The organism is Rathayibacter sp. VKM Ac-2856, assembly GCF_013205055.1.
GTDB lineage: Bacteria > Actinomycetota > Actinomycetes > Actinomycetales > Microbacteriaceae > Rathayibacter.
In genome coordinates this window covers 311,438-329,777 of record NZ_JABMLF010000005.1, presented here as the reverse complement: position 1 = coordinate 329,777, position 18,340 = coordinate 311,438, and the positions used below count along the sequence as shown (strand labels likewise).

The window sequence follows — 18,340 nt, the reverse complement described above, 5'->3', positions numbered from 1 at the left end:
AGGAGTGTGAACACGCAGTCCCTGCTCGTGGTCCTCAACATCGTCCTGCTGATCCTGGCGATCCGCGGCGTGCTCGCGAACGGGCGGCTCTCGAGGGTGGCGAAGGTCGGCTGGGTGGCGCTGATCGTGATCCTGCCGTTCGCGGGGAGCATCGCGTACCTGGTGTTCGGCCGGCGTGCGAGCGGTGGCGGCTCGTCGTCGGGGCCGCAGCGGCCGACGGGATGGTTCTTCGAGCGCTGACGGGTGCGCCGGCCTTCTGCGGCCGACGTATGGGTGGACGCGGTGCCTCGTCGCGGCTCCTTCCCGCGCGCCTGCGGCGCGCCCGCCAGGCCCGAGCCAGGAGCCGCGACGAGGCACCGCGTCCACCCCTTCGGGGTGAGACCCTCGCGACGCCGCAGAGATCAGTAGGGCGGCGTGGTCGACGCGCGCGCTCGCATGCTGGTCGAGTAGCCCCGCAGGGGCGTATCGAGACCGACGCTGTCAGTGGTGCGGTTCTGCAGACTCGGGCTCCGACAGCGTGGATCTCGATACGCCCGCTGTGCGGGCTACTCGATCAGCATGACTGCGAGCCCCGCCGTCGATGGGGGCGCGCGCGAGCATGCTGGTCGAGTAGCCCCGCAGGGGCGTATCGAGACCCACGCTGTCAGCGGGGCGGTCATGCAGACCCGCCGTCGTCGGGGGCCGGGTGTCAACGCCCCGGACCGCGGCGGGTGGCGCGTCTAGCGTGGAGGGCATGGCCGAGAGACTTCGCAGCAGTGTCAGTCCGTACCTCCGCTCGCACGCGGACAACCCGGTGGACTGGTGGCCGTGGGGGGAGGAGGCGTTCGCCGAGGCCGTGCGGCGGGACGTGCCGGTGCTGGTGTCGATCGGGTACGCCACCTGCCACTGGTGCCACGTGATGGCGCGGGAGTCGTTCTCGGATCCGGTGCTCGCGGCACGGCTGAACGACGGGTTCGTCGCGATCAAGGTCGATCGCGAGGAGCACCCGGACGTGGACACCGCGTACCTCACGGCGGCGAGCGCGTTCACGCGGAACCTGGGCTGGCCGCTGACGGTCTTCACCACTCCGGCGGGGGAGACCTTCTACGCGGGCACCTACTTCCCGCCGCGGGCGGTCGGCGGGGTGCCGGCGTTCTCGGACGTGCTCGACGCGGTGTCGGAGGCCTGGCGGCTGCGGCGCGACGAGGTGCACGCGACGGCGGGATCGCTCGGGGCGGCGCTACGCGAGGCGACGGCGGTGGTGCCGCCGGCCGGGGCGCTGCCGGACGACGCCGCACTGCAGGAGGCCGTCGGCGCGCTGGCCGCGGAGGAGGACCGGGTGCACGGGGGGTTCGGCGGGGCTCCGAAGTTCCCGGTGGCGCCGGTGCTCGGGTTCCTGGCGTCGCGGGAGGGCGGTTCGAGGCTCGCGGAGCGGACGCTGCTGACGCTCGCACGCTCGCCGCTGCGGGACCGCGACGGCGGCTTCTTCCGCTACGCCACCCGGGCGGACTGGAGCGACCCGCACTACGAGCGGATGCTCTACGACAACGCGCAGCTGCTCGACGTCGCAGCGCTGCTGCTCGGCCGCGACGGCGCCGACCGCGAGGCGCTCGCCGAAGTGGCGGAGGGCGTCGCGTCCTTCCTGCTCGAGACGCTGCGGCGGCCGGGCGGCGGCTTCGCGAGCGCGCAGGACTCGGAGAGCATCGTCGACGGGCAGCGCTCGGAGGGCGGCTACTACCTGGCCGAGGACCGCTCGGCGCTGACCCCGCCCGCGCTCGACGAGAAGGTCGTCACGGGCTGGAACGGGCTCGCGGTCGGCGCGCTCGCCCGGGCGGGGCGGGCGCTCGGCCGAGAGGACTGGATCGGGGCGGCGCGCGACGCGGCGGACCTGCTGCTCGAGCGGCACCTGGCGGACGGGCGGGTGAGCGTGCGGGCGTCGCTGGACGGCACGGTGTCGACCGCGCGCCCCGCGCTCGAGGATCTCGGGATGCTCGCCGGCGGGCTGCTGCAGCTGGCGCTCGCCGAGGGGGCGCCCAGGTACGCCGTCGTCGCGCGCGGTCTGATCGACGGCGCGCTGGACGCGGCGTCGTCCTGGCCGCCGTTCGCGCTGCCGGGCGGCGGGGACCCGGCGCTCACCGCGCGCGGGCTGCTGCTGGCGGTGGATCCGTCCGAGGGGGCGTATCCGTCCGGGCTGTCCTCGGCCGCTGATGCCGCGCACGTGCTGTACCTGCTGACCGGCGAGCGGCGCTACCGCGAGGCGGCGGAGGCGGTGGTCGCCGGCATCGCGCCGGGCGCGCTCGGGCAGCCGAGGGGGTTCGGCGGGGTGCTGGCGCTCGCGTCGCGCCTCGCGCGGCCCGTCACGCAGCTGGTCGTCGTGCTGCCGACGGAGGGCACCGCGCGCGCGGAGCTGCAGCACGGTGCGCGGGAGACGGAGCTCGGGGTGCTCGCGGTGGTCACCGACGCCGCGGCCGCCGAGTGGGCGCGCGCGGGCTTCGAGCTCTTCGAGGGCCGGACGTCGCGGGACGGCCTGCCGACCGCCTACTCCTGCGAGGCCTTCGTCTGCGCGCTGCCGACGACGGAGCTGCCGGCGGAGCTCGTCAGGCGGCCGTGACGACGAGCGGGGCCTCCGGGTCCGCCGCCCACTCGTTCAGCGAGCCGTCGTAGACGACCGCGGTGTCGATCCCGAGCACGGCGAGCGCGAGCGCGTCGGCCGTCGCGGCGATCCCGCCCGCGCAGTAGAGGACGATGCGCTCGGCGTCGAGGCTCTCGCCGAAGAGCGCCCGCAGCCGCGCGGGCGGCAGGAGCGTGTTGTCCGCGCGGTCGACCAGGCGCCCGGCCGGGACGCTGATCGAGCCGGGGAGGTGGCCGAGGCGCGGGCGGCGGCCTTCCTCGCCGGTGAACTCCCGCGGCGGCACCGCGCAGACCAGGGCGCCCGGCTCCTCGCCGCGGATGACGCGCTCGACCCCGGCCTTGTCGATCCAGAGCGGCCGCTCGGCCCGCACGGTGATGCCCGCGGACGGCCGCGGCTCGACGTGACCGGTCTCGATCGGGCGCTCCTCGCGCCGCCAGGCGGAGAGTCCGCCGTCGAGCACCGCCACGGCGTCGTGGCCCGCAGCGCGCAGCAGCCACCACAGGCGCGACGCCCACTGGCCGACGGCCGAGTCGTAGACGACGACCACCGAGTCGTCGTCGATCCCGAGGGCGGCCGTCGCGGCGGCGAAGCGCTCGGGGTCGAGCCGGGTGAAGGGGAGCGGCACCCCGGGGTCCGAGAGCTGCGCGAGCAGGTCGCCGAAGACGGCGCCGGGCACGTGGCCCTCGAGGAGGTGCTGCTCGTCCCCGCTGAGGTAGCCGGGCCGGCCGTCGAACCCGGTCACGAGCAGCACGCTCGCGTCGACCACGACCAGGTGCTCGCGACCGAGCTGGTCGGCCAGCCACTGGGTCGAGACGATCGGCCGGGCGAGGTAGGGGGCTGCTGTGCTGCTCACACGCCCCACGCTAGGCGCGACGGCCGACACTCGCGGATCGGGGCGTCACGCCGCTTCATCCGGCGTCACACGACCCGCCTCAGCACTCGATGACGTTGACCGCGAGACCGCCCTCGCTGGTCTCCTTGTACTTCGAGGACATGTCGATGCCCGTCTGCCGCATCGTCTCGATCACCGTGTCCAGCGAGACGCGGTGCGTCCCGTCGCCGTGCAGCGCGAGCCGGGCCGCGCTGACCGCGGTCGAGGCCGCGATCGCGTTGCGCTCGATGCACGGGATCTGCACCAGGCCGCCGACGGGGTCGCAGGTCAGCCCGAGGTGGTGCTCCATCGCGATCTCCGCCGCGTTCTCCACCTGCCGCGGGGTCCCGCCGAGCACCGCGCAGAGGGCGCCCGCCGCCATCGCGCAGGCCGAGCCGACCTCGCCCTGGCAGCCGGCCTCCGCGCCCGAGATCGACGCGTTGGTCTTGCAGAGCGAGCCGATCGCCGTCGCGGTGAGCAGGAACCGCCGGATGCCGGCTCGGTCCGCCCCGGGCACGAAGCGGAGGTAGTGGTGCGCCACGGCCGGGATGATGCCCGCGGCGCCGTTCGTCGGCGCGGTGACCACCCGTCCACCGGCCGCGTTCTCCTCGTTCACCGCGAGGGCGAACGCGTGCAGCCACTCGACCGAGGTGGCCCGCGCGCGGTCCAGCGGGTCGTGCTCGAGGGCCTCGAGCCGCTCGCGCAGCACGGAGGCGCGGCGCTTCACGCCGAGGCCGCCCGGCAGCACGCCGTCGGTCGCCAGCCCGTGGTCGACGCAGGAAGCCATCGCATCCCAGATCGCGTCGAGCCGGGCATCGATGTCGACGTCCGGGTGCAGCGCACGCTCGTTCGCGGCGGCGATCTCGTCGATGCTCGAGCGGGTCCGGTCGCAGGTCGCGAGGAGGTCGAGCGCCGAGACGAAGGAGTAGGGGTGCGGGGCGAGCGAGGCCAGCTCGGCGCGCTCGCCGGCCCGGCGGATGAAGCCGCCGCCGATCGAGTAGTAGGTCTCCTCCCACTCCGGCAGCGCCGCGTCGCCCAGCCAGACGCTGAAGGTCAGGGCGTTCGGGTGCTCCGGCAGCCGGGTGCGCGGCTCGAAGGCGATGTCGTCGCGGGTCATCGGGAGGCGCGTCTCGCCCGCGAGCGCGATCGAGCCGTCCGCATCCAGTCGGGTCCACGCGCCGCGGACCTCGTCCGGATCGCAGGTCTCGGGGTGCAGCCCGGACAGCCCGGCGACCACCGCGTCGGGGGTCCCGTGGCCGATCCCGGTCGAGCCGAGCGAGCCGTAGAGCGTGCAGACCACGCGGCTCACCCGGTCGAGCAGGCCCGCGTCCCGCAGCCGCTCGGCGAGCGCGAGAGCCGCGCGCATCGGCCCCACCGTGTGCGAGCTGGAGGGGCCGATCCCCACGCTGAACAGGTCGAAGGCGGAGACGTAAGCACTCATCTCCCGAGACTACGCCTCGCGCGCGGACGGGGGCGGGCACCCTCTCGAGTGCCCGCCCCCGTCGTCCCGCGCGCCGGAACCGAGGTCCCGGTGTCAGAACTCGCAGTGCACGTGGTCCGCGTGGCCCGCGTCGCCGGGGCCGAGGGTGAGCGTCGCGCCCATCTCGGCGCAGGCGCTCTGGATCGCCTGGTGATCGGCGCCCTCGTAGACCCGCACGCCGTCGATCAGGTCGATGTCGACCGCGTCGCCGGAGTAGTGGGCGGAGCCGGTGGAGTGGTCCTCACCCGCGATGGAGGTGACCCGCACCGAGTGACCGTACTGCGTGTTGAGCTTCAGCAGCGCGTCGAGCATGGCGGGGTTCAGCGCGACCGAGGTCACGCCCGCGTCGCCCTCGGGGCTCGTCTTCGCGGGCCGGCCGGCGGCCGTGTCGCGGACGTTGGCCAGCGAGGTGGAGGCGGCGTCCGAGCCCAGCTCGTAGAGCTCGATGCCCGGGTTGTCGAGGATGGCCTGGGCTGTCGCCGCGGCGTCACCCGACGGGGGAGGCGTGGTGCCGCCGCCGGTGCCGGCGATCAGGGCCTTCCAGGTGGCCGGTCCGACGATGCCGTCCGCGGTCAGTCCCGCGCCGCTCTGGAAGCTCGTCACCGCGGCGGTCGTCGCCGGGCCGAAGGCGCCGTCGACCGCGACGGACGCGCCGTTGGCGTTCAGCTGCGTCTGCACGGCGCTGACCGCGTCTCCGGAGGCGCCGCTCTGCACGGTCACCGTCAGCGCACCCCAGGTGGCCGCGCCGATCACGCCGTCGGCCGCGAGGCCCGCTCCGGACTGGAACGAGGTGACCGCCGCCTGCGTGCCGGGGCCGAACGCTCCGTCCGCGTCGAGCGACTGGCCGGAGGAGCGCAGCAGGTACTGCGCGGTCGTCACGTCGTCGCCGGTCGCCCCGGAGGAGAGGACGGGCCAGTCGGCCGCCTGGGCGCTGGTCGCCGTGCCGACGCTGACGCCGAGGGCGAGCAGGAGGGCGGTGACGACGGCGAGGACGCGGGCGCCGATGCCCCGCCGCTGCGGCGCTGCGGTGTCTGTCGTGGTCGTGGTGCTGGTCGTCATGATGCTGTCCGTTCCGGTCATGATCCTCATCCCTCGCTCTCGACGGCCTCGCGCGCGAGCGTCTCCCACTGCGCGTAGGCGTTGGGGTAGGCGGAGACCTGCACGGCCTGCGCCGCCTGGGTCACCGACATCGACTCCCAGCCGGCGATGTCCGTCAGGCCGGTGTTGCTGGTCGGGCTGTTCGCGGCCCCGTAGAAGGCGCGCGAGGCGTAGACGGGGTCGACGAGGTCGGCCGCGTCGCCCCAGCCCGCCGACGGGCGCTGCTGGAAGAGGCCGACCGAGTCGCGGTCGCCGCCGGAGAGGTTCCGCAGGCGCGACTCCTGCATCGCCGTCGCGATGGCGACGACCCAGCCGTACTCGGGCACGCCCGCGGTCTTGCCCTCGGCGATTATCGTGCGGACGTTCTCGAGCTGCTCCGCGCTGAGGGTCGCGAAGGTCTCGCCCGGCTGACCGGGGTCGGGAGTGGTGCCCGAGCCGGAGCCGACGAGCGACTGCCAGGTCTGCGGGCCGACGACGCCGTCGACGGTGAGGCCGGCCGCCGACTGGAAGCTCTGCACGGCGGAGAGGGTCGCGGCACCGAAGGCGCCGTCGACGCTCAGGCTCGCGCCGACCTTGTTGAGCTGGACCTGCAGGGCGCTGACCGCCTCGCCGGAGTCCCCGGAGGACACCGTCGTGATCAGGGCCGCCCAGGTCTGGGCGCCGACGATGCCGTCGGCGGAGAGGCCGCGAGCGCTCTGGAAGGAGGTCACCGCGGCGGCGGTGGCGGGGCCGAAGACGCCGTCGGCGTCGACGGAGGAGCCCGCGGCGTTCAGCAGGTGCTGCACGGTGCGGGCGTTGGCGCTGTTCTCGCCCTCCGCGACGACGGGCCAGGCGGCGGCGGACGCCGAGACGGCGCTGACCGGGGCCTCGGCCGCGAAGACCGCGGGCGCGGTGGCGACCGACCCGAAGGCGAGGGCGCCGCAGGCGACCCCCGCGATCAGGAGGCGGCGCGGGCGCTGGATGGAGGGGGTGGGACGGCTGGTTCTCATCGTTTCGTACACCTCTTCGTGGCCGTCTGGCGGCCTGATTCGTTGTCACGATCGGCGGAGTTCGTTTCTCCCTTGCAGGTCCTGCCTACTCCTGCCTGTGTCACCGATCCTGTGACACGGAGGGATCGCCCAGAGACCGCTCACGCGATGCGGAGGAGACTCCGACTCACGGGGGAGGCGCTCAGGGGTGGGCCAGGAGGATCCTGCGCCTGGACTCCACGACGGGCGGTGCCGCGCGACACGCCCGGGTTGCACGGCCGCACCGAGCGCTGCTACCTTCGGCGGGCGCGCCACCGGAGCGCGCACCCCCGACGCCCGGAAGGAGCAGCCCATGACCGCGAATCGATCGACCCGCGTCGAGCTGCTCGTCGCCGATCGCCCCCGCGCCCTCGTCGGCGCGGTCGAGCTCGAACGCTCGAAGCGCGGTTCCGCGAACCTCCAGCCCGGCGTCGTCCGGCACCCCTAGGCATCCGCCGCGGGCTCCCGGACGACGTCGTCTCGGGGCCCTCGTGCGTCGGCACTCCTCTGCAGGGGAGGGGCCTCGCGGTCGGCTCGCGGCATCCCGCCGCCCCGAGCGCGTCCCACCCCGATCCCGGCGTCCGCCGGGCCTTCACGAGAGGAAGGACCATGCAGAGAATCACGGAGCGGCTCGTCTCCTGGGCGAGCATCCTGGACGACAACGCGCGGCAGCAGGCGCTCACCGCGTCGGAGATGCCGTTCATCCACCCCCACCTGGCGCTGATGCCCGACGCCCACCTCGGACTCGGCGCGACGGTCGGCTCGGTCATCCCGACCCTCGGCGCGCTCATCCCGGCGGCGGTGGGCGTCGACATCGGCTGCGGCATGATCGCCGTGCGCACGCAGTTCTCCCGGAGCGACCTCGCCGGCCGCGACCTGGGCGAGCTGCGGCGGCAGATCGAGCGGGCGGTGCCACTGTCGGCGGGAGCGGCGAACCGGAAGGTCGTCGCGACCGCCGAGCCGCGGGTGGCCGAGCTGGAGGCGCTCGCCGTCGAGGCCGGCTTCGACCCGGCGCGGTCGGCGAAGCACTGGCGGCTGCAGGTCGGCTCGCTCGGCAGCGGCAACCACTTCATCGAGGTGAGCGTCGACGAGACCGACGCGGTCTGGCTGTTCCTGCACTCCGGCTCCCGGGGCGTGGGCAACCGGATCGCGACGGCGCACATCCGGGTCGCCCGCGAGTACTGCGAGCGGCACTGGATCGCGCTTCCGCACCCCGACCTCGCCTACCTGGTCGAGGGGACGGAGCCGTTCGACCGCTACGTCGCCGAGCTGCGCTGGGCGCAGCGGTTCGCCCTGCTCAACCGCGAGGAGATGATGGACCGGGTGCTCCGCCAGCTCGCCGAGTGGAGCGGCGTCGCGGTGGAGGAGCGGGAGCGGATCAACTGCCACCACAACTTCACCGAGAAGGAGCGCCACTTCGGCCGCGACGTCTGGGTGAGCCGGAAGGGCGCGATCCAGGCCGACGCCGGACGGCCGGGGCTCATCCCCGGCTCGATGGGGACCGCCTCGTACGTGGTGGTCGGCCGCGGTGATGCGATGTCGCTGAACTCGTCACCGCACGGTGCGGGGCGCGAGTACTCGCGTTCGGCGGCGCGGAAGGCCTTCACGCGCGAGCAGCTGCGCGAGGCGATGGCCGGCATCGAGTACCGCGACACCGACGCCTTCCTCGACGAGATCCCGGCCGCCTACAAGCCGATCGATCGCGTCATGGCAGACGCGGCCGACCTCGTCGAGATCCGCCACACCCTCCGCCAGCTCGTCAACGTGAAGGGCGACTGACCCCCTCCGCGAGATGCCACTTGTGCACGCGACACGCCGTGTCGAGCGTGCACAAGTGGCATCTCGCGGGAGGGGGGAAGGGGAGGAGGGCGCGTCAGCGCAGGGTCTTGCGGGAGGTGATCTGGCCGGTGTCGAAGCCGAGGAGGTGCAGGCCGCCGTGGAAGCGGGCGTGCTCGACCTTGATGCAGCGGTCCATCACGACCGTGAGGCCCTTCGACTCGCCGTACTCGGCGGCCTCCTGGTTCCAGATGCCGAGCTGGACCCAGACCGTCGGCGCGCCGATCGCGACGACGTCGTCGATCACCGCGGGGATGTCGCTCGCCTTGCGGAAGACGTCGACGATGTCGGGCACGACGGGCAGGTCGGCCAGGCTCTTGTAGACGGGCTGCCCGAGGATCTCCTTCGCGTTGGGGTTCACGAAGAAGAGCTCGTAGTCGCTCGACTGCTGCAGGTAGGTCGAGACGAAGTAGGACGAGCGCGCCGGGTTGGGCGAGGCTCCGACGATCGCCACGGTCTTCGCGCGGCGGAGGATCTCGAGCCGCTTCTTCGCGTCCGGCCCGACCCAGGTGCGCTGCGACTTCAGCAGCTTCGCCAGCGGCGAGTTGGTCGGGACGGAGCAGCTCAGCCCGTTGGACAGGTGCGCGACGACGGTGTCGTCGGCCTCGGTCGTCGGCGCAGCGGGCGCGGTGGCGGTGTCGCTCATGGTCAGACCTCCACGGTCGGGGAGTCGATGGTCGCCGACACGTCGTCCGGCAGCTCGGTCGGCGCGTCGGGCGTGCCGTGCTCCTCGACCGCGCGGGCGAGCGCCTGGTCGAGGTCGTAGATGATGTCGTCCGCGTCCTCGATGCCGACCGACAGCCGCACCAGGCCCGGCAGCACGCCGGCGTGCAGCAGCTGCTCCTCGGTGAGCTGCGCGTGCGTGGTCGACGCGGGATGGATCACCAGGGTCTTCGCGTCGCCGATGTTGGCGAGGTGGCTGGCGAGGTCGACCGACTCGATGAAGGTCTGGCCGACGGCGCGGCCGCCCTTGACGACGAAGCTGAAGACCGAGCCGGGGCCCTTCGGCAGGTACTTCTGCGCGCGCCCGTGGTGCGGGTGCTCGGGCAGGCCGGCCCAGTAGACGGCCTCGATCCGCGGGTCGGCGTCGAGCCACTCCGCGACGCGGCGGGCGTTGTCGACGTGCGCCTGGATCCGGTAGGGCAGCGTCTCGACGCCCTGCGCGAGCAGGAAGGCCGAGTGCGGGGCGAGGACCGGGCCGATGTCGCGCAGCTGCTCGGCGCGCAGTCGCGTGAGGAAGCCGTACTCGCCGAAGTTGCCGTCCCAGGAGAGACCGCCGTAGGACGCGACCGCATCGTGCAGCAGCGGGAACTTCTCGGCGGAGTAGTGGAAGCGGCCCGACTCGACGACGACGCCGCCGAGGGTGGTGCCGTGCCCGCCGAGGAACTTGGTGGCGGAGTGGATGACGATGTCGGCGCCCCACTCGATCGGGCGGACGAGGTACGGCGTCGCGACGGTCGAGTCGATGATCAGCGGGATGCCGGCGGCGTGCGCCACGGCGGCCAGGCCCTCGATGTCGGCGATCTCGCCGGAGGGGTTCGCGATCGTCTCGGCGTAGAGCACCTTGGTCTTCTCGGTGATCGCCGCGGCGTAGTCGGCCGGGTCGCTCGACTGCACGAAGGTGGTGTCGACGCCGAAGCGCCGCAGGGTCACGTCGAGCTGCGTGATCGATCCGCCGTAGAGGTTCGCGGAGGCGACGACGTGGTCGCCGACGCCGACCAGCGCCGCGAAGGTGATGAACTGCGCCGAGAGGCCCGAGGCGGTCGCGACCGCGCCCAGTCCGCCCTCGAGGCTCGCCACCCGCTCCTCGAACGAGGCGACGGTGGGGTTGGACAGCCGGGAGTAGATGTTGCCGTACTTCTGCAGCGCGAACCGCGCCGCCGCATCGGCGGTGTCGTCGAAGACGAACGCGCTCGTCTGGTAGATCGGCAGCGCTCGCGCTCCGGTCACCGGGTCGGGGATGTTGCCGGCGTGGATTGCCCGCGTCTTGAAGCCGTACTCGCGATCTGCCATGCGATCGACGCTACCCGGAGCCGCCGACACCGAGGCGCAGGAGCGACGCATCCCGTAACACGCGGGGCGCGACGTCACAGAGGAAGGTCGTCAGAGCGTCGCGTGCACCGCCGCCAGCGCCATCACCGCGATGGCGAGCCAGGACGCGAGCGCGACGACCAGCGCCCGCCAGCCGGTCGTCAGCAGCGCGCGGAGCCGGACCCCGGTGCCGAGAGCGAAGAGCGCGGCCGCCAGCAGCCAGGTCTGCGCCGTGTCGGCGGCGGCCAGCAGCCCCTCGGGCAGCGGCAGGAGCGTCCGCAGCAGCACCGCCGCAAGGAAGCCCACGACGAACAGCGGCACGATCGCCGGCCGCGGCCCGCCCTCGCCGCCGCCGCGCCGCGTCACCGCAGCGGCCACGGCGACCATCGGCGCGAGCATCACCACGCGGGTCAGCTTCACCACGACCGCGATCGCGAGCGCCGAGGCCCCCGCGATCTGAGCGGTCGCCACCACCTGGCCGACGTCGTGCACCGACGCGCCGACCCAGTGCCCGAACTGGACGTCGGACAGCCCGAGCGGGTAGCGCAGCGCCGGCAGCACCGCGATGGCGAGGGTGCCGCAGAGGGTGACCAGCGCGACCGGCACGGCCTGCTCCTGCTCCTTCGCGCGGGTCGCCCCGGCCATCGCGCCGATCGCGGAGGCGCCGCAGATCGAGAAGCCCGCGGCGAGCAGGAGCGGCTCGCGGCCGGGCAGTCGCAGCGCCCGTCCGAGCGCGTAGGTGAGCGCGAAGGTCGCGAGCACGATGGCGACGACGATCAGGATCGCGCCCCAGCCGAGCGCGGCGATGTCGACGAGCGAGAGCTTCAGCCCCAGCAGGACGATGCCCGTCCGCATCAGCGTGCGGGAGGAGAACTTGAGCCCGGGGGAGAGCCGGCCGCCCAGGAGCGGGCGCGCGGCCGGCAGCTGTGCGACCAGGATCCCGAGCGCCACCGCGGCCGTCAGCATCGGCACCGCGGGCACGGCCAGGTGCACCGCGAACGCGAGCACCGCCGCGGCCGCGCAGGCCGCGAGTCCCGGGCCGATCCTCGCGATCAGACCCACGAGGGCAGCCACATGTGCGCCTGCCAGAACGAGAAGGACGTCTGCTGACCGGTCCACAGCGGGTAGAAGTAGGCCGTCAGTGCCGCCGCCAGCACGACGAAGACGAGCACGATCACGATGCCCCGGGTCCGCCGGCCGCGCTCGTCGCCCCGCTTGCCGATCACCACCCCCGCCGTCAGAGCGAGCGCCAGCATCATGTACGGCTCGAAGACCACGCAGTAGAACTGGAAGACGGTGCGGTCGAGGTAGAGCATCCACGGCAGGTAGCCGGCGACGATCCCCATCAGCACGAAGCCGGCGCGCCACTCGCGGTAGCGGGCGAGCCGGTAGAGCAGGTAGACCAGCGCGAGCACGCCGGCGTACCAGATCAGCGGATTCGCCACCGAGGTGATCGCCTCGTCGCAGCGCACCTCCGCGCAGCCGTCGACGCCGGTCGCCTGGTCGACGAAGTACATGCTCGTCGGCCGCAGCATCAGCAGCCAGGTCAGCGGGTTCGCCTCGTAGGGGTGCGTGGCGCGCAGATTGATCGAGTAGTCGTACATCTGCACGTGGTAGTGCCAGAGGCTCTGGGCCCAGTCCGGCACCCAGGCGAGCGCGCCGGTCCAGGCGTTGCCCGGTGCCTCCGTCGCCCACTGCCGTGCCCAGCCGCCGGAGGTGCGGAGCCAGCCGATCCAGGTGCCGAGGTAGGCGATCAGCGCGATCGGCACGACCGTCAGGAAGGTGACGGGCCCCTGCTTGAGCACGGCCCCGCTGCCCCAGAACGGCACGCCCGTGCGCCGGCGCAGCAGGGCGTCGACGACGACGACGTACACGCCGTACGCCGCGAGGAAGTAGATCCCGGTCCACTTCACGCCCGCCGCGAGGCCGAAGAGGACGCCTGCGGTCAGCAGCCAGGGCCGCCACCAGAGCACCGGGCCCCAGCTGGGCAGGGCGCCCGCGGCCACCTTCGCGGCCATCCGCTCCTCGGCCCACCGCCGGTCGAGCAGCACTGCGGCGACACCGCAGAGCGCGACGAACATCAGGATCCCGTCGAGCAGCGACACCCGCGACATCACGATCGCGTGCCCGTCCAGCGCGAGCAGCAGGCCGGCGAGCGAGGCGAGGGCGGTCGAGCGGAAGAGCAGCTTCCCGATCACGATCACGAGAGCGACCGCGAGGATTCCGACGACCGCGGTCCCGAGGCGCCAGCCGACGCTGTCGTCGGCGCCGAGGAGCCCCATGCCGAGCCCGATGATCCACTTGCCCAGCGGCGGGTGCACCACGAAGGACGGCGCCCCGGTGAAGACGTCGACGGCGCCGGTGGCGAAGCCGGGGTCGGGGTTCTCGGGCCAGGCGCCCTCGAAGCCGAGGTTCCAGAGGGTCCAGGCGTCCTTGACGTAGAAGGTCTCGTCGAAGACGAGCGAGCGCGGGTGGCCGAGGTTCCACAGGCGCAGCACCGCGGCGACCACGACGACGAGGATCGGCAGCCCCAGCTCGTAGAGCCGGCGGCGCCCGGCGGTCGCGACCAGGCGGTCGTGCACGTCGTCGAACCAGGAGCCGCGGGGGACGTCCGGCGCGCTCGAGCGACTGCGCGCCGAGGCGGTGCTCGCGGTGCTGCCGTCGGCGGTGCTGCCGTCGGCGGTGCTCCCGGCGGTGCCGTCGTCCGCGGACGCGACCGGCACGGAGCGCGCCGGCCCCGCGGAGTCGAGGAGCAGGTCGTCGAAGTCGCGCTGCGGTCGGTCCGTCACCCGGCCATGCTAACGGCGCGCGGTTCCGCGACCCGGCCCCTGTTCGTCCGGCGGCGCGCACCGACTGGGAGGATGGACGGATGATCATCCTGGCCGGCACGCCCATCGGCAATCTCGGCGACGCGACGAGGCGGCTCGTCGAGGCACTCGAGAGCGCGCGGCACGTCGCGGCGGAGGACACCCGCGTCACCATCCAGCTGCTCCGCGCCCTCGGTATCGAGAACCGGCCGCAGCTCTACGCCCTGCACGACCACAACGAGCGCGAGCGCTCGGCCGAGCTGGTCGAGCTCGCCCGCGAGGAGGACCTCCTCGTCCTCAGCGACGCCGGCATGCCCACCGTGTCGGACCCCGGCTACCACCTCGTCGAGACGGCCGTCGCCGCGGGCGTCCGGGTGACCGCCCTGCCCGGTCCGTCGGCCGTGCTGATGGCGCTCGCCGTCTCCGGGCTGCCGACCGACCGCTTCAGCTTCGAGGGCTTCCTGCCGCGCAAGCACGGCGAGCGCGTCTCGCTCTTCCGCTCCCTCGGCGACGAGCGCCGGACGATGGTCTTCTTCGAGTCGCCGCACCGCATCGGCGACGCGCTCGCGGACCTGGTCGAGGCGATGGGCCCCGAGCGCCGGGTCGTGGTCTGCCGCGAGCTGACCAAGATGTTCGAGGAGGTGCGCCGCGGCACCGCGGCCGAGCTCGCGGAGTGGGCGGCGGGCGGCCTCCGCGGCGAGATCTGCCTGGTGGTCGAGGGCGCCCCGGAGCGCGAGGCGTCCCTCGAGGACGGCCTCGCCGACGTGCTCGAGCGCGTCGCGGCCGGCGCGCGGCTGAAGGAGGCCTCGGCCGAGGTCGCGGAGATCACCGGCCTGTCCCGCCGCGCGCTCTACGAGGCGGCCCTCGCCTCCCGCCGCGGCTGAGCCCGGCTCGGAGCCGCGGGCACCGCTCCGTCACACACCGCTCCGTCACACAGAGGGAGGCCCCGGCGCCGAACCCTAGGATGGTCGCCATGTCCGACGGCGCCTCCTTCTATCTCACGACCCCGATCTTCTACGTGAACGACGTCCCCCACATCGGGCACGCGTACACCGAGGTGGCCGCCGACGTCCTCACCCGCTGGCACCGCCAGGCCGGCGACGACACCTGGCTGCTGACCGGCACCGACGAGCACGGCCAGAAGATCCTCCGCACGGCCACGGCCAACGGCACCACCCCGCAGGAGTGGGCCGACCGCCTCGTGCGCAGCGCCTGGCAGCCGCTGCTGTCGACGATCGACATCGCCAACGACGACTTCATCCGCACCACGGAGCAGCGGCACGAGGTCAACGTGCAGAAGTTCCTGCAGAAGCTGTACGACGAGGACGCGATCTACACCGGCGAGTACGAGGGCTACTACTGCGTGGGCTGCGAGGAGTACAAGCAGCTCTCCGACCTCGACGAGGGCACCGGCGAGGACGAGGGCCAGTACGTCTGCAAGATCCACTCCAAGCCGGTCGAGCTGCTCAAGGAGAAGAACTACTTCTTCAAGATGAGCGAGTACACCGAGCGCCTGCTCGCGCTCTACGAGGAGCGCCCCGACTTCGTGCAGCCGGAGTCGGCGCGCAACGAGGTCGTCAGCTTCGTCCGCCAGGGCCTCGCGGACCTGTCGATCTCGCGCTCGAGCTTCGACTGGGGCGTGAAGGTGCCGTGGGACGACTCGCACGTCGTCTACGTCTGGTTCGACGCGCTGCTCAACTACATCACCGCTGTCGGCTACGGGCAGGACGAGGCCGAGTTCGAGCGCCGCTGGCCGGCCACCCACATCGTCGGCAAGGACATCCTCCGCTTCCACGCGGTGATCTGGCCCGCGATGCTGATGGCCGCCGGGCTCGACGTGCCCAAGCAGGTCTTCGGCCACGGCTGGCTGCTCGTGGGCGGCGAGAAGATGTCGAAGTCGAAGCTCACCGGCATCGCGCCCGAGCAGATCACCGACACCTTCGGCTCGGACGCCTTCCGCTACTACTTCATGCGCGCGATCACCTTCGGCCAGGACGGCTCCTTCTCCTGGGAGGACCTCGCGGCGCGCTACCAGGCCGAGCTCGCCAACGGCTTCGGCAACCTCGCCTCGCGCGTGATCGCGATGCTGCACCGCTACTACGAGGGCGTCGTCCCGGAGCCGGCGGCGCCGACGGAGGCGGAGGAGCGGGTGCGCGCGACGGTCGCGGAGGCGGCCGCCGCGGCCGACCGCTCGATCGAGACGCTCGCGATCCACGACGCGATCACCGCCGTCTGGACCATCGTCGACGAGCTGAACGGCTACATCACCGAGCAGGAGCCGTGGGCACTCGCCAAGAAGGGCGAGCGCGAGCGGCTCGGCACCGTGCTCTACACGGCGGTGGAGGGGCTGCGTGCCCTGGCCGTGCTGCTCTCGCCGGTCGTGCCCCGCGCGACCACCCTGCTCTGGGAGGCACTCGGCGTCGAGGGTGCGCTCGGCACGCTGCCCGCGCAGCCGCTCCGTGCGGCGGGGGAGTGGGGCCAGCTGCCCGTCGGCACGACCGTCGGCACCCTCGCGCCGCTCTTCCCCCGCATCGAGGTCCCCGAGGCCTGACGCGGGGTCTCGATACGCCGCCGCCGGCGGCTACTCGACCAGCATGGCCGCCCCCCGCCGAGGCTCCGCCGCGGCCTCCCGGTAGCCTGGACGCATGACCGACAGCCAGCACGTCCGCGCCCGCGAGAACACGTCCGGCCGCGACCTGACGTACCCGCCGCTGCCCGAGGCGCTCGTCGTCCCCGTCTACGACAACCACACCCACCTCGAGATCTCCGACGGCCTCGAGCCTCTGGACTACCGCGAGCAGCTCGACCGCGCCTCCACGGTCGGCGTCCGCGGCGTCGTCCAGGTCGGCACCGACGTCGAGACCAGCCGCTGGTCGGCCGAGCGCGCCGCCTCCGAGCCGCGCATGCTCGCGGCCGTCGCGATCCACCCCAACGAGGCCCCCGAGCTCGAGGAGCGCGGCGAGCTCGACGACGCCCTCGCCGTCATCGCCGAGCTGGCGACCCAGCCTCGGGTCCGCGCCGTCGGCGAGACCGGCCTCGACTTCTTCCGCACCGGCGAGAGCGGGCGCGCCGCCCAGTTCCGCTCGTTCGAGGAGCACATCCGCATCGCGAAGGAGAACGGGATCGCGCTGCAGATCCACGACCGCGACGCGCACCGCGAGGTGATGGAGACCCTCCGCCGCGTCGGCGCCCCCGAGCGCACGGTCTTCCACTGCTTCTCCGGCGACGCCGAGATGGCGCGGATGTGCGCGGACGAGGGCTGGTACCTCTCCTTCGCCGGCACCGTCTCGTTCAAGAACGCCGAGTCGCTGCGCGAGGCGCTGGTCGCCACTCCGCGGCACCTGATCCTCGTCGAGACCGACGCGCCCTACCTCACGCCGGAGCCGTTCCGCGGCCGCCCGAACGCGCCCTACCTGATCCCGCACACGCTCCGCTCGATGGCCGCGACCCTCGAGACCGACGTCGGCCACCTCGCCGCCACGATCGCCTCGAACACCGAGCAGGTCTACGGCGAGTGGGGCGGCGAGGTCGGCTCGGAGCCGACGGAGCCGGTCGGACCGCTGGCATGAGCGGCCGGCACGCGGCGGAGGCGGCGCCCGACGAGGCCGCCGTCCCGCGCCTGCTCGGCCCCGCCGAGATCCGCGATCTCGCGCAGCTGCTCGACGTCACCCCGACGAAGAAGCTCGGCCAGAACTTCGTCCACGACGCGAACACCGTCCGCCGCATCGTCAAGCTCGCCCGCGTGCAGGCGGGCGAGAGCGTCGTCGAGATCGGCCCGGGCCTCGGCTCGCTGACCCTCGGCCTGCTCGAGGCCGGCGCCGACGTCGTCGCGGTCGAGATCGACGGCCGGCTCGCGGAGCAGCTGCCCCGCACCGTCCAGCTGATGGCGCCGGCGGCCGAGCTCACGGTGATCCGCGCCGACGCGATGAAGGTGCGGGAGCTGCCGGGCGAGCCCGTGCGGCTCGTCGCCAACCTCCCGTACAACATCTCGGTGCCGGTGCTGCTGCACTTCCTCGAGCACTTCCCGAGCATCCGCTCCGGTGTCGTGATGGTGCAGTCGGAGGTGGGGCTGCGCCTCGCGGCCGGCCCGGGCTCGAAGGTCTACGGCGGCCCGAGCGTCAAGGCGGCCTGGTTCGGCTCCTTCACCACCGGCGGCACCGTCTCGCGGCAGATCTTCTGGCCCGTCCCGAACGTCGACAGCGTGCTGGTCTCGTTCGAGCGCGGCGAGGAGCCGGGCGACGAGACCCTTCGCCGGGCGGTCTTCGCGGTGGTCGACGCGGCCTTCGCTCAGCGTCGCAAGATGCTCCGCCAGTCGCTCGCGCTGCTCTTCGGCGACAGCACCGCCGCCATCGCCGCGCTCGAGTCGGCCGGAGTGCCGCAGACGGCCCGCGGCGAGGAGCTCGACGTCGCGGCGTTCACCGCCCTCGGGCGCGCGCTCGACCCCGCGCGGGTGCCGGTGCGCGGCGGCGCGGTTCCGGTCGCGGGCGGCCCGGACGGCGATGGCGAGGACGAGGCCGAGAGCGCGATCACGATCGCCGGAGCGGACGCCGACCCGGGCGCTCCCGGGGCGGACGAGCGCGGCTCCGCCACCCTGTAGCG

General features: G+C 73.3%; 16 protein-coding genes. 8 read left to right on the top strand and 8 right to left on the bottom strand.

The genetic code is table 11. The annotated features are described in order from the left end of the window. Nucleotides 1-6: 6 nt before the first annotated feature. A complete protein-coding gene (locus HQQ82_RS16720) occupies nucleotides 7-240 on the top strand; it encodes a PLD nuclease N-terminal domain-containing protein (RefSeq protein ID WP_173235183.1) in 234 nt (77 codons plus the stop codon). Between the two features lie 493 nt (nucleotides 241-733). Continuing rightward, a complete protein-coding gene (locus HQQ82_RS16715) occupies nucleotides 734-2,590 on the top strand; it encodes a thioredoxin domain-containing protein (RefSeq protein ID WP_173235182.1) in 1,857 nt (618 codons plus the stop codon). Here HQQ82_RS16715 and HQQ82_RS16710 read toward each other — a convergent pair. From HQQ82_RS16710 to HQQ82_RS20105, 4 genes are all read right to left on the bottom strand, one after another. Further along, nucleotides 2,577-3,464: a rhodanese-like domain-containing protein gene (locus HQQ82_RS16710; protein WP_173235181.1), complete on the bottom strand. Its 888-nt coding sequence runs from the start codon at nucleotides 3,462-3,464 to the stop codon at nucleotides 2,577-2,579. The two genes, HQQ82_RS16715 and HQQ82_RS16710, sit on opposite strands and share 14 nt — an antisense overlap. Nucleotides 3,465-3,543: 79 nt before the next feature. Next, nucleotides 3,544-4,923, bottom strand: a complete 1,380-nt coding sequence (locus HQQ82_RS16705; RefSeq protein WP_173235180.1) for an L-serine ammonia-lyase — start codon at nucleotides 4,921-4,923, stop codon at nucleotides 3,544-3,546. A gap of 93 nt (nucleotides 4,924-5,016) precedes the next feature. After that, a complete protein-coding gene (locus HQQ82_RS16700; RefSeq protein WP_173235179.1) occupies nucleotides 5,017-6,042 on the bottom strand; it encodes a peptidoglycan-binding protein in 1,026 nt (341 codons plus the stop codon). Between the two features lie 5 nt (nucleotides 6,043-6,047). Beyond that, a complete protein-coding gene (locus tag HQQ82_RS20105; protein ID WP_254071572.1) occupies nucleotides 6,048-7,049 on the bottom strand; it encodes a peptidoglycan-binding protein in 1,002 nt (333 codons plus the stop codon). A gap of 331 nt (nucleotides 7,050-7,380) precedes the next feature. Between HQQ82_RS20105 and HQQ82_RS20420 the strand changes: the two genes are divergently transcribed. Beyond that, nucleotides 7,381-7,515 carry a hypothetical protein gene (locus HQQ82_RS20420; protein WP_301952493.1) on the top strand — a complete coding sequence of 45 codons (135 nt, stop codon included), beginning with the start codon at nucleotides 7,381-7,383 and terminating at the stop codon, nucleotides 7,513-7,515. A 161-nt stretch (nucleotides 7,516-7,676) separates the two neighbouring features. After that, entirely contained in the window at nucleotides 7,677-8,846 is a 1,170-nt protein-coding gene (locus tag HQQ82_RS16690; RefSeq protein ID WP_173235178.1) for an RtcB family protein, read from the top strand. Between the two features lie 94 nt (nucleotides 8,847-8,940). Here HQQ82_RS16690 and HQQ82_RS16685 read toward each other — a convergent pair whose 3' ends face one another. The 4 genes from HQQ82_RS16685 to HQQ82_RS16670 form a co-directional block, all read right to left on the bottom strand. After that, entirely contained in the window at nucleotides 8,941-9,549 is a 609-nt protein-coding gene (locus tag HQQ82_RS16685; protein ID WP_173235177.1) for a CoA-binding protein, read from the bottom strand. 2 nt (nucleotides 9,550-9,551) lie between these two features. Then, complete coding sequence (locus HQQ82_RS16680) at nucleotides 9,552-10,916, bottom strand: O-acetylhomoserine aminocarboxypropyltransferase/cysteine synthase family protein (RefSeq protein ID WP_173235176.1); 1,365 nt, start codon at nucleotides 10,914-10,916, stop codon at nucleotides 9,552-9,554. A gap of 90 nt (nucleotides 10,917-11,006) precedes the next feature. Beyond that, entirely contained in the window at nucleotides 11,007-12,008 is a 1,002-nt protein-coding gene (locus tag HQQ82_RS16675; protein WP_173235175.1) for a putative sulfate exporter family transporter, read from the bottom strand. Further along, complete coding sequence (locus HQQ82_RS16670) at nucleotides 11,987-13,723, bottom strand: phospholipid carrier-dependent glycosyltransferase (protein ID WP_173235174.1); 1,737 nt, start codon at nucleotides 13,721-13,723, stop codon at nucleotides 11,987-11,989. The genes HQQ82_RS16675 and HQQ82_RS16670 overlap by 22 nt, the downstream gene beginning before the upstream one ends. A gap of 80 nt (nucleotides 13,724-13,803) precedes the next feature. Here HQQ82_RS16670 and rsmI point away from each other — a divergent pair, with 80 nt between their 5' ends. From rsmI to rsmA, 4 genes are all read left to right on the top strand, one after another. Next, a complete protein-coding gene (gene rsmI / locus HQQ82_RS16665; protein WP_173235173.1) occupies nucleotides 13,804-14,625 on the top strand; it encodes a 16S rRNA (cytidine(1402)-2'-O)-methyltransferase in 822 nt (273 codons plus the stop codon). A gap of 89 nt (nucleotides 14,626-14,714) precedes the next feature. Continuing rightward, nucleotides 14,715-16,292 carry a methionine--tRNA ligase gene (metG, locus tag HQQ82_RS16660; RefSeq protein ID WP_173235172.1) on the top strand — a complete coding sequence of 526 codons (1,578 nt, stop codon included), beginning with the start codon at nucleotides 14,715-14,717 and terminating at the stop codon, nucleotides 16,290-16,292. Between the two features lie 94 nt (nucleotides 16,293-16,386). Then, complete coding sequence (locus tag HQQ82_RS16655; RefSeq protein ID WP_173235171.1) at nucleotides 16,387-17,310, top strand: TatD family hydrolase; 924 nt, start codon at nucleotides 16,387-16,389, stop codon at nucleotides 17,308-17,310. Then, entirely contained in the window at nucleotides 17,307-18,338 is a 1,032-nt protein-coding gene (gene rsmA, locus HQQ82_RS16650) for a 16S rRNA (adenine(1518)-N(6)/adenine(1519)-N(6))-dimethyltransferase RsmA (protein ID WP_173235170.1), read from the top strand. The genes HQQ82_RS16655 and rsmA overlap by 4 nt, the downstream gene beginning before the upstream one ends. Nucleotides 18,339-18,340: the final 2 nt, after the last annotated feature.